The sequence below is a fragment of the Sphingobium xenophagum NBRC 107872 genome, from assembly GCF_000367345.1.
Lineage (GTDB): Bacteria > Pseudomonadota > Alphaproteobacteria > Sphingomonadales > Sphingomonadaceae > Sphingobium > Sphingobium xenophagum.
This window is the reverse complement of record NZ_BARE01000078.1, coordinates 1-11,483: the sequence shown is the minus strand read 5'-3', so window position 1 is coordinate 11,483 and position 11,483 is coordinate 1. Positions and strand designations below refer to the sequence as shown.

The 11,483-nt window shown below is 61.5% G+C and carries 10 protein-coding genes and 2 pseudogenes; 8 read left to right on the top strand and 4 right to left on the bottom strand.

The window, feature by feature from the left end; translation table 11 throughout:
- Positions 1-597, bottom strand: a 597-nt coding sequence (gene istA, locus SX1_RS20920; protein WP_019054657.1) for an IS21 family transposase, incomplete at its 3' end; no start/stop codon positions are given.
- Positions 598-703: 106 nt separating this feature from the next.
- Between istA and SX1_RS23230 the strand changes: the two are divergent.
- The 5 genes and pseudogenes from SX1_RS23230 to SX1_RS20890 form a co-directional block, all read left to right on the top strand.
- A pseudogene (locus tag SX1_RS23230) lies at positions 704-1,942 on the top strand (conjugal transfer protein TraN); the annotation flags it as partial.
- Entirely contained in the window at positions 1,923-2,312 is a 390-nt protein-coding gene (locus tag SX1_RS20910) for a hypothetical protein (protein ID WP_019054655.1), read from the top strand. The pseudogene SX1_RS23230 and the gene SX1_RS20910, both read left to right, overlap by 20 nt.
- A 231-nt stretch (positions 2,313-2,543) precedes the next feature.
- Positions 2,544-3,347, top strand: a complete 804-nt coding sequence (locus SX1_RS20900) for a conjugal transfer protein TraF (RefSeq protein ID WP_043146235.1) — start codon at positions 2,544-2,546, stop codon at positions 3,345-3,347.
- Positions 3,348-3,412: 65 nt separating this feature from the next.
- Positions 3,413-4,813: a conjugal transfer protein TraH gene (locus SX1_RS20895; RefSeq protein WP_019054653.1), complete on the top strand. Its 1,401-nt coding sequence runs from the start codon at positions 3,413-3,415 to the stop codon at positions 4,811-4,813.
- A gap of 18 nt (positions 4,814-4,831) precedes the next feature.
- A complete protein-coding gene (locus SX1_RS20890; protein WP_019054652.1) occupies positions 4,832-7,642 on the top strand; it encodes a conjugal transfer protein TraG N-terminal domain-containing protein in 2,811 nt (936 codons plus the stop codon).
- Positions 7,643-7,650: 8 nt separating this feature from the next.
- On the opposite strand, the gene SX1_RS20885 is transcribed toward SX1_RS20890, so the two are convergent.
- Complete coding sequence (locus SX1_RS20885; RefSeq protein ID WP_019054651.1) at positions 7,651-7,863, bottom strand: hypothetical protein; 213 nt, start codon at positions 7,861-7,863, stop codon at positions 7,651-7,653.
- Between the two features lie 301 nt (positions 7,864-8,164).
- Between SX1_RS20885 and SX1_RS20880 the strand changes: the two genes are divergently transcribed.
- The gene (locus tag SX1_RS20880; protein WP_026150013.1) at positions 8,165-8,746 is read left to right on the top strand and encodes a hypothetical protein; all 582 of its coding nucleotides are present in this window, start codon (positions 8,165-8,167) and stop codon (positions 8,744-8,746) included.
- A 23-nt stretch (positions 8,747-8,769) separates the two neighbouring features.
- Positions 8,770-9,339: an RES family NAD+ phosphorylase gene (locus SX1_RS20875; protein WP_019054649.1), complete on the top strand. Its 570-nt coding sequence runs from the start codon at positions 8,770-8,772 to the stop codon at positions 9,337-9,339.
- 15 nt (positions 9,340-9,354) lie between these two features.
- On the opposite strand, the gene SX1_RS20870 is transcribed toward SX1_RS20875, so the two are convergent.
- Both SX1_RS20870 and SX1_RS20865 read right to left on the bottom strand, forming a co-directional pair.
- Positions 9,355-10,143: a Fic family protein gene (locus tag SX1_RS20870; RefSeq protein ID WP_255209816.1), complete on the bottom strand. Its 789-nt coding sequence runs from the start codon at positions 10,141-10,143 to the stop codon at positions 9,355-9,357.
- Positions 10,091-11,092, bottom strand: coding sequence for a site-specific integrase (locus tag SX1_RS20865; RefSeq protein ID WP_019054647.1), 1,002 nt, complete (start codon positions 11,090-11,092; stop codon positions 10,091-10,093). The genes SX1_RS20870 and SX1_RS20865 overlap by 53 nt, the downstream gene beginning before the upstream one ends.
- 121 nt (positions 11,093-11,213) lie before the next feature.
- Here SX1_RS20865 and SX1_RS24960 point away from each other — a divergent pair.
- Positions 11,214-11,483 (top strand): annotated as a pseudogene (locus tag SX1_RS24960) (integrase); the annotation flags it as partial.

Here is an 11,483-nt window from a genome sequence, read left to right as displayed (position 1 = left end):
GTCGTAGATGCCGCGCGTCGGCACGCCGCCGAAGAAGGCGAACGCCCGCGCATGGGCGTCGAACACCATCTCCTGCGTCTCGCGGGGATAGGCCCGCACGTACACCGTTCGCGAGGCGCATAGCCGCGTGTGGGCGACCTTCACCCGCATCGGCTTGCCGGCGATCTCCACATCCTCGTGGCTCCAGTCGAACTGGTACGCCTCGCCCGGCCGGAACATCAGCGGGATGAACGCCGCAGCGCCGTCGCCGGCATCCTTGCGCCGATCATCCAGCCAGCGCTTCGCATAGCGCCTCACGGCATCGTAGGAACCGTCGAACCCCTCGCGCAGCAGCAGGTCATGGACCCGTGTCATCCGCAGGCGCTCGCGCCGCGGCCGTGCCTCGTTCTCCGTCAGCAGAGTGTCCAGGCGCTCCTGGAACGGCCCAATCCGGGGAAGCGGCTGCACTGACCGCCGATAGGCAAATCCCGCCTCGGGAGCCCGGATCGCCTTCCTTATCACCTTGCGCGACACCCGCAGGTCACGCGCGATCGCCTTGATCGATTTACCGTCCGCGTGCTCGCGCCGGATCCTTACCACCGTCTCCAATATCAACATCCCGATCCCGCCGTCTGGTCATCACCAAACGGACGCAACTAAACCATCGAGATGGGGGTCCCTTTTAGACGCCGATCACCCCCATAACGGGGTCCTTCTTGCACGCCGATCCACAGCGATGGCGCCGCATTTGGCTTCAGGTGTCTGCCGACCGACGGGCGTCGTGATGCAGGCTTGTCAGGCGCACAGGATTTACGGCGTTTCGACCAACAAATTCTGCGACGACTATAATGCGACCGAATATGTCTGCTCTGAGAATCTGACCGATCTCTCCCTCCTTCCAAGCCCGATCACCGGCCAAGGCTGGCACGCCAAGACGACCGAAACGCAGGTGACGACCAAAAGGGTCGATGGATGCGGAGCCATGGCCGGAGATACGATGTGCACGGCTGATCCGGCCGGGGAAGTCTGCACAGAGGGTCCCGAGACCCGGATCATCGAAGGCGTGCCTGTGACGCAGTCGTGCTGGGCGTGGAAGCGCACCTTCACCTGCAACGTCATGTCGGCGGGCAACGATTGCGGGGATTTGGAGAGCAATCGGTCGTGCACGTTCCTCCGTGAAGATTGCCTTGATGACCCGCAGAGTGGGGCCTGCAAGGTCGCGGAGAAAGTGTATCGCTGCCCGACCCCTTCGAGCACGGTCGGGGGCGACAAGCAGTATATATGTGGGGACGACGTCTACTGCATCAACGGCGATTGCGAGCCGATCGTCCGCGAGGCGTCGACCGAGTTCAGGGACGCGCTCGTCGGCCTTCATGCACTCGATCAAGCCGGCAAGGAGTTCAACGAAGCCGATTTCAAGGTTTTCACCGGCACACGCGAGACCTGCCACAAACCCGTATTCGGCTTAATCAACTGCTGCGCGGGAAAGGTGTCCGGCCTCGTGCCGCTGGGTGCTGGTGCAGCAGCGCTCGCCGGCGGACCGGCCGCGATCGCCGCCTTCGCCACGCCGTTCCTTGTCCTGTTCGCATGTAGCCAGGACGAGATGAAGCTCGACATCAAAGATCGGATGGGCCTTTGCCATAATCTCGGCAGCTATTGCTCATCGAGCTTCCTCGGGATCTGTTCGACCAAGCGAACCGCCTATTGCTGCTTCGAGAGCAAGCTTTCGCGCGTCCTGCAAGAGCAGGGCCGCCCGCAGCTCGGCAAGCCTTGGGGTAGCGCGAAAAAGGAGCAGTGTCAGGGCTTCACGGTCGACGAGTTCGCGAGACTCGACCTGTCGGTGATGGATTTCACCGACGTTTATTCCGACTTCATGGATGCAGCGAAGCTGCCCGATGAGGTCCAGACGATGTCCGAAATTCAGGACAAGATTCAGGACTATTATGATCTTCACGGCAAATGATCGTCGGCCGGCCGCGTCAGGCGCCCGGCACGAGTGGGACATGTCAGTCTTCGAGCTGGCGATTTTCGTTGGCACGGATCGCGCCAAGACGCCCGCGCGCGCTGACTTCTTGTCCGAGTTCCTAGCCGGCTGGCTCGACTGCAAGATCAGGGTCGAAGACATCGATCGAGCACTTGCGAACATGATCGGTAGCGGATGGCTGGCGATGGTCGGAGAGCGGTTGATGCCGACGGAGGAAGGCCACCGCGCCGCCGGTGTGTTGCTCAATGGAGTGATCGGGATGGTCGACCAAGCGGATGCTGCTGAAAGGCGCTTCGCCAATGTGCGTCGTGCTGAGGCTCGCAAAAAGGGAATCGGATCATGGTTTTGACGTTCGTTCAGCTGCCGGCGCTGATCGCACTGCTGTCAGCTTTGCCGCCAGCGAAGCCGGCCACACCACGCGGCTGTGGAGCCGCTGCCGCCCCCAGTGATGTCGATTGCTGCATCCACTTTGCGCTCTGGGACGGCCAAGCCGCGCATTCCCAGCGGCCTTCGCCCTTCGCCCAAACGGCTCCATCCGATGAAAGGACGTCCGGCGATGAAAAGGCTCGCTAGGCTTTCGATGCTCCTGCTGGGCTTGTCGTCAGTGAGCACGGCGGTTCCGCTCCGAGCCCAAGAAACTACCGTCGCTCGCGATGCGATCGAGCAAGACGTACCGGACGATTTCTATTGTGGAGAGCGTAGGCTCGGCCAGTGGTTCTATTGCGTGAAGCCGAAGCCGACCGAGGCCCCGCTCAGCGCCGCGGCCGAGCCGCAGGTGAGCGCGGCCGATCGGATCGCGGCCATCGGCAGGCAGCTCGACGAATTGAAGGCGCGCGCGATCCTCGAGCCGAGCGAGGCCAACGTCATTGCCTATGTTCGCTTTCAACGTGAGCAGCTCGACCGCGCGTCGACCTTCTCCGACACCTGGCAGCGGGCGCTCTGGCAGAACCCCGATCTCGACTACACGCTTCAACGACCTGTCTCGACGGTCGGCAAGCGCCTCTGGCTCGACAACCGCAAGGCGGACCGGGATGAGGTCTTGACTAACCTTGGGCAGCGGTACGGCTTGTTCTATTTCTACGCGCAGAGCTGCGGCGCCTGCGAGGTGTTTGCGCCGATCCTCCGTTCGGTCACCGACAGCCACAGGATGACGGTGATGGCCGTCTCGATGGACGGCGGCCCGAACCGCGAATTTCCCAACTATGTGGTCGATTCTGGCCAACGAGCTCGGATGGGCGTGCCCGGCAATGAAACGCCGGCGCTTGTCCTGTTCGACACGCAGACGAAGCGGACGATTCCGATCGGTTACGGCGTGCTCAGCGCCGATGAGATCATGGATCGCATCTTTATGCTGACCAACACGAAGGTGGGGAGCGATTATTGATGGAACAGGCACCAGAGATGGGGCGGCGGCGCCCTTTCCGCAGGAAGATGGCGGCGTGCCTTGCAATGGTGGCTGCCTCGCATTTCTCCTTGATCGGCGTGGCCCGGGCCGACGTCGCCTCACAGATGAATGGCTTCTTCAACGACGCTGGTGGTGCCGCGAATGTGACGGGGCCAACGGCCTTCCAGGGCCAGTCTGCAGGCTATTATTCGCTCGGGAATGTCTGGACCCGCTTCCCCCAGAAGAGCGTTTCGCCGTTCAATCTGCAATTGCCGAGCGCACGCGCCGGTTGTGGCGGTATTGACCTCTTCAGCGGCAGCTTTTCCTTCATCAACGCCTCCGAGATCGTCGCCATGTTGAAGGCGACGGCGAACAATGCGCTCGGTTTCGCCTTCAAGCTCGCCATCGATTCCGTGTCGCCGGAAATCGGGAAGGTGATGGATGAGTTCAGCCAGAAGGCACAGCTCCTCAACCAGATGAACATCTCGAGCTGCGAAACCGCGCAAGCGCTGGTCGGCGGCATCTGGCCGCAAATGGACTCCACCCGTTCGACGATCTGCGAAGCGGTCGGCAACAGCCAGGGCGTTTTTTCGGATTGGGCCGCGTCCCGCCAAGGCTGCAACAACGGCAACAAGCGGGATGCCACGATTGCTGGCAACACCGACGCCAACATGAAGGATCAGCTTGTCGGTGAACCCCATAATTATACGTGGGAGGCGCTGAAGAAATCGGCCAAGTTCGGCGCCTTCGACCAATCCTTTTCCGAATACATCATGACGCTGGTCGGCACTGTCGTGACCCAGCCTTCCACGGATCCGTCGGTGGGCGGCAAGGTCGTGATGTTCGGTCCGGCGGAAGAGGCCGTTGTCACGGCGCTGCTCGACGGCACGGCCGACGCGCCGGCGGTCAAGATGCTCAAATGCAATGACACCGACTGCTACGATGTCGGCGAGCAGACCCTGACCGTTCCGGCGTCGTCCGCGCTCCGGCCGCGGATTGCCGGCATGATCAAATCGATGAGCAGCAAGATCCGCACGGATACCGCGCTTGATGCGGCCGAGAAGCAGCTTCTGAACATTGCGACCGTCCCGATCTACAAGATCCTCGCCGTTCAGGCCTACGCACACTACGCGCTGACCGATGGCGAGATCGAAACGCTGTCGGAGATCGTTGCCGTCGACCTGTTGGCTGCTATGCTGGACAACATGCTTGATCGCGTCGAGCAGGCTCAGACGCATTATCAGACGTTTGACCAGGCGACCGCCAATCAGTGGAAACAGCAGATCGCTGCGACGCGCCAGAAGTTTACCCAGCGAGATGTAAAGCTCTCGAACAAGCTGCAGGTCACCATGCAGATCATCGATCGCAGCATCATGCTCGAGTCCACCCTCCAGAACTCGATGACGCCGGGGATGTCGTCCGCGCTCAATTTCTCGCGCGGGCTCAATGCACAAGGGCTGAACTAGGGCAGGGGAGCTGCGGCGATGGTGGAGGTCTTCACGGTTGGGGGTGGCGAGTATCTCGTCAACACCTTCAACGCCGTCGCTGCCTGGTCGGGGGGCGGGGGATACCGATCCCTGCTCCGCGTCGTGATGGTAATGGGCCTGATCTACTCGTTGCTTGTCGTCGCGTTCACGCTCAACTTTCGAGTCTGGCTGAACTGGTTCCTGCAATCGACGCTGATTTATCTTTGCCTGATGGTGCCGACGATCGATGTGAAGGTGACCGATCGGATCAACCCGTCGCTGGCACCGGCAACGGTTGCGAACGTACCGCTCGGGCTTGGGGTGCTTGCGAGTTTCACGACCCAGATTGGTGATTGGCTGACACGGACCGCCGAGACTGTCTTCGTCATGCCGGGCGAACTCAATTACTCGAGCAATGGCATGGTCTACGGCGCGCGTCTGTACGACGCGACCCGCAACTTCGTCATCCGCGACGCTGAGTTTTCGACGAACCTGGAAGAGCACTTCAAGAAATGTCTGTTTGGCGATGTGATGCTTTACCGCAAATCGCTCACGGTCCTTGCGCAGTCGAAAGACCTTTGGACGGACATCGGACCAGGATCGGAAGCTCGATCGCAGGAGTGGCTGGAGCGCCAGGGCGACGGCACCGTGAACAGCGCGATCGTCACCTGCCGGCAGGCCTACAATATGCTCAACGCCCAATGGGCGCCAATGATCGAGGCAAACACGCCGCTTTGGGGCAAGGAACTCTATCCCAAGCTGAGCAACTCGCTCGCGGCCGACAAGCTCAAACACGATCTCCCGATCGCGAACGCTGCCTTTACCGGATCAGCCAGCAACTATTCTGACTCGATGCGACAGAACACGGCCATCAACGCATTCATGCAAGCACGAAACAGCATGGCGGGCGGGTCCGGCGCGGCGACAATCGATACCTTCGCGCAGACGCGCGCGGACATACAGGCTCGCAACACCTACAATTCGATCGCTCAGCAGGCGATGGCCTGGGTGCCGATTTTGAACATCGTCCTGACGGTTGTCTTCTTCGCGATGTTCCCGGTGATCTTCCCGTTGTTCCTCATGCCCCAAACGGGGCTGACGACGTTGAAGGGCTACGCGATGGGGTTCTTCTACCTCGCCGCATGGGGACCGCTGTACGTCATTCTCCATATGATCTGCATGACGAGGGCGGAGGCGGCTGCGGCCGGTGTTGCCAGCGGCGGCGTGACGCTTGGCACCTATGCCGGCATAGGTGCAGTGAATGGGGAGACGGCGACGATCGCCGGCTTCATGCTGATGAGCATCCCGTTCCTCGCTGCCGGCCTGGCTCGGGGAGCCATGTCGATTGCAGGGCAGGCGACGTCGATGCTCGCGCCCGCGCAGAATGCAGCGGAGGCGGCCGCGCTCGAACAGACGACGGGCAATTATTCCTATGGGAATGTGAGCTGGGCAAATTCCACGTCGAACATGCGTCAGAGCGATCAGTGGACGACGGCTCCGAGCTACATGGGCGGCGCGACCAGCGTCGGCTGGCGGCAGGATAACGGCGCGGTCGTGTCTGGCTTCGGCAATGGTCAGGAGGTGTTCGACACCAGCGGCGCAATCTCGCGGCTAGGGTTCGCGCCAACGATGAACTCCGGAACGGTGGCAGAGTGGCGGGAGATGGCGAGCCAAGCGCATCGCCAGGCACAGGCGTTCGAAAATGCCGCCCAAGAGATCTTGACCAGCACGCACACCAATCGGAGTGCCTTTGGAACCTCGACAGAACGCTCTTCGGGCTTCGAATCTGGTGCCGGTAGTTCCGCAAATACCAACGTCGAGAAGTTTGATCGGACGACCGGCTCAAGCTCACAGAGCCTGGAAGAGCGCTCGTCGACCGGCCAGAGTCAGCGGATCTCCGAAGGTCACGATCGGCAGGCGCAAACCGTGGACTCAGTAACCGGCGGTCTTAGTGGGCAGGTCGGTGGAGGTGCCGGTCGGGGCGCTCCGCAAAAGGGGCGACTTGGCGGTATTTTGGGCGCGGGTGGCTCCGTCGGCGTGAGCAAAACTGGAAGCCAACAGGACTCACTTCGTTATGCCACTGACCAGAGTAGATCCACGGATAGTTCGAGCTCGTCGTCGAGCGGCGTGCGCGATGAACACGCGAGCGGCACCGGAGCATCTACTTCCGACGGCACCTACGAACGGTCTGGTGTGTTCAGCCGGTCTTCCGCGACGTCCTCATCCTCGCAAAGCACTGAAGATTCCCTGGCCCAGGCTCGCTCCTACACGGAAGCGGCACGCAAGATGGAGGAGCTATCCGAGTCGCTCTCGCGTGACGCCAGCTTCGCTGAAACGCACGGAATGCAACTCAGCGAGAATCTGAGCCAGGATCTCGCTCAGTGGTACCGGCAGCAACAGCTGCTTCACCCGAACCTGGACGCGCCAGAGCTATGGTCGACGAACCTGACCGATCAGCAGCGCGCCGTAAGGTCGCAGATGATCCAGCAATGGTCTCAGGAAAAACGTGACGCACTGTGGGGTGAAATCCAAGGCAACATCTCCGAGCCGAATTTGGTGGATGTGCGCCGCACGGATGTAGGCGGGCCTGGGGATGTCCGAGCGTCTTATCGTCCGCACGGGGTTGAGCGGCTTGGCAGCGGAAGCCCGGGCGGCGACCCTAATGCCGCAGCAAGAATCATCGGCGAGGGTCGGGCCAGTCTGAACGACGACAGAGCTGCTGCAGAGGCCGCGCGAACCAATCGAGCTGGCGCAGCTGTTGATTTGCAGTCGGAGGTAAACCGGGATCAGAATCGGGGATTTTTTACTGATCCCAATCTAAGGAAGTGAACGAGCGGTCACCACGCAAACGCCAGGTAAACGCCGGTTCCGACCAGCAGCATTACCGATATGAGACTGCCGATCGCTTGGCCCGCAGTGAGGGGTTGGTCGTCGTCGACGCCCGTATTTAGCTGCTGACGCAACTGATATTCCGGCGTGTGTTCCTCCGGGATGAAGGTTGGTCCGCCGGGGTTATCCTTCGTCAGAAGATAGGTCGTCATATCGAACATGATCGAAGCTCCGAACGGCCGATTTTATACAGTGTTCGAAGTTTGTTCGCAATGGCCTCTTGCCAGTTATCGGGTTTATCGAAGCACGGTAGATCGCTCATATGGTCCTACGAACGCTCGAATTAAGCCCCTCGGGCTGAGCATTTTGCCGCTCCTCCTTGCAGCTCGAGAGTGCCTCGTAGAGATGCAGCCAGCGCATTCCGAGGCGGCGATCCGCGCGGCAAGGACCAGCTTGCGAAGCCTTTGGTTGAAAACGTGTCCATTTCAGCATATATGGAACTGACTCAACAGGAATGATCGAATGGTTCGTCCGGCAAATATGGGATTCGTTGATGCGGATCGTGTCCTTCACGACCGCATTGTGGCAAGCACCGATCGCATCATCAAAATGATGCCGGCGGCGGCAAAGGCGGCCGCCATCAGCAGCATTGACGTCCCCAGCTTGGTCTTTCACCTGGCTCTTGGCATTCCAGCGGTCGAAACGGACAACCCGGAGGCCGCAGAGAGGATCACGAACGCCATCGCGTTCAAGCGACGGTTGATCGACGCGGCGGGAGGCGCGCTGACTGCGGAGAAGGTGCGCACCCTGCTTGGACACAAGACGATTCAGGCGGTCTATAAGGCGGTGAAAGATCGCCGACTGCTGATGGTCGAGGACAATGGGACGAAGCTGTTCCCGGTTTTTCAGTTCGACGGGAACGCGCTCCTCCCGGGAATTGCGAAAATCCTCAATGCCGCTCCGCAAACGTCTGGATGGGCCGTCCTGCAGTTCCTCGTCAGCGGTGATGAAGGCCTTGATGGAATGAGCCCGATCGCGCTTCTCAAAGGCAGCGACGCGGAGGTCGATCGCGTCGCGCGGTTCGCCCGCACGCTCGAAGATTGACGCCTGTGGCGGCGAAAGGTGAGATGCCGGTGGCGACGATCGCTACGGGCAGGGTGCTGCATCGGGTTCACGGCGCAACGGTGGCCGCCAGATGGTATGGCCGCAGGGACGCGACCTGGCGGTGGGACGATCCGGAAGGCAAGTTCGGGGTTCTCTACCTGGGAAAGTCGCTAGTCGGCCCCTTTGCGGAAGCGCTGCTGCGAACGCCGAAGGATCGCGATGTCCTTTGGGATCAGGTCGCCAGGAGACGCGCCGCAAACTTCACCACGACACGGCCTGTCCGCCTGGCCAAGGTCCATGGACCGGGCCTCGGCTGGTTCAAGACCACAACTGCCGGCGTCTCGGCCGATTTCGACCCGGTCGACAATCCGGGAGCCTATGTGGTGCCACAGCAGATCTCCGCAGAGATTTATAAGAGCACGAACCTCGACGGCATTCAGTACCGATCACGGTTCGATAGCGATGAACTCTGCATCGCGCTTTTCGACCGAGCCGATGCGGCGATCTCGTCGGGCGCGGAGGGCTTGCCCATTGGCAAAGACTGGACCCGGAAATTGCTCGCCAATCGTGGCTATAGGTTGGTCGAACTCTGAACCGAGCCCGGCCGCTTAGGGCGCAATGCCGCTCGCGGGCAGATCAAAGGGGCCAGCCAGCCACGAACTGAGATATTCGGCCACCATCGCGAGGAAATGCTCGCGCTGGTCGGGAGCGGATCGTGTGAACATCTCCAGTGGCCAGGCGAGCAGCCGATCAAACGAGCGCGGGTGGATGACGAAGCGGGCGGCAAGCGGGATTGCAAGTTCGGTAGCCGCGGCGGCAAACAGGGCTCGCTGAATATGACCGTTACCATCGAGAAACGGATGGATTTTGCCGAACCAGCAGAAAAGATGCGTCAGGGTCAGGAGCTGTATGAAAGGCGCAGCCGACCTGGCCGGCACCAGCTCGCGTCGGACCTCGGACAGCAGGAAATCGAGCGCCGCTGCGACCCTCTCCGGCTTTTCGAACGAGAAGCTCTTTTGCGGGCTGAGTATCTGCGATGCACCTGAGCGCCGCCGCTCGAGCGACGTCCCGACCGTTCCCCTGTAGGTGCCGGCATATTCGGCATAGCCGGGCGGCGTGAATCCGGCGAACAAGGCGCGGTGAAGGTCTCGAGGATCGGCCAGTATGGAAGAACGGTAGGCGGGGTCGATAAGGATGCGTTGTTGAAGAGCCATGCAGGCCTGCGTCATCGCCGCATCGTAATTGGGCATGATATAAGCCTGCCATTCTGGCGCTGCCGTCATTGCCAGCTCTTTCGAGGTCTCGAGTTTCGCTTTGAGGCCGGAATAGCGAGACAGTCCGGCATCACAAGAACTCCTCCCCCGCATGGTCGTCGAACATTGCGGCATCGCGGACATAGCCAGCGACTGTGTCGAGCGACTTGTGGCGCGAGTGGTCCTTCATCTTGAACAGGTTCGCGCGCTTAGCGGCCGCCTCGGTAAGGAAGCCCGCGCGCAGGGAATGCCCGGAGAACAGGGTTGGATCGAACCCTGCCGCCGACGCGCAGGCTTTGACCAGACGGGCCACGGTCTTGTCGGTGATCGGGTCGGCCGTCAGCACGTTCCCACGGGTCAACCGACGAAACACCGGGCCTGTCCGGGGCTTGCCGGTGGCGGGATCAAAGCCGATCAGATCGGCGGCCTCGAGCCAGTCGTTGAGGAGGCTCACCGGCCGGATATGTCGGCCTTCAGGGATTGCAATCTCCTGGCCCTCGGCTTCCTGATCGCCTTTCGAACGGGGAATCACTATCCGCACGCCCGAGGTTTCGAATTCGAGATCGGGCAAGAGCATGGCGGCGATTTCCGAACGGCGAAACGCACCCGCCATGCCGACCGCCAGGATCGCGCGATCGCGCTTGGCGCGCAGACCTGCGCCCGTGATCGTCGCGAGCAGGGCGGTGAGGACGTCCGCCGCTGCTGGCGCTTTCTGATCCTTCTTCCGCGCATATTTGCGGCGTACGCCCGCCATCATCTGCGCGATGACGCCGGCGGCGTCGCGCGCTATGGGCGGGGCAAGACCCGCCTCCTTGTGGTGATGGTTGATCGCCGCGACGCGGCGGCCGATCGTGACCGGCGCGATGCCGGCCTCCGCCTCGACATGCGCGAACAGCGCGACGATGTCGGGGTGCGCGGGCAACGCTTCGACATTACGCGCGTCACAAAAGTCGCAGAAGCGTTCCCAGTCCGAAGCATAGGCTTTCTGCGTGGAGCTTGCCTTGGATGCCGCCAGCGTGTCGCGCGCGCCTTCGATCTCGGCAAGGAGGTCAGCCGGAAGGTTGGTCGAGATCGGGAGGAGGTCGCGAGCCATCGCATCCAGATTAGCGGAGCCCCCCCCCGATGCCAATTCCTATGTCCGAGAATCGTTCTTCACGGACAGTGGAAATGGAGGTATGGAAAGGCCGATTTTGGCGTGGGCGAGGGGGCGGAAGATGGCGGACGGAAGCGAGGATGCTGCGGAAGACGAAGCCAGGCTCGCAAAGAACACCATCGCTCCAGCACCCTCTGCCTTAATCTCTGCACCCGCGAGAGCGTTGGGCGCGGAGATTGCGGCGGCGCGGGGCTATCGCGTCCACGCCAAGGCGGCGAACACCCTGCGGGCCTATACCAGTGACTGGAACCAGTTCGAAGGCTGGTGCGACGAACGTTCGCTCGACCCCTTGCCGGCCCGGCCTGAGGCGGTGGCAACGTACCTTGCTGGG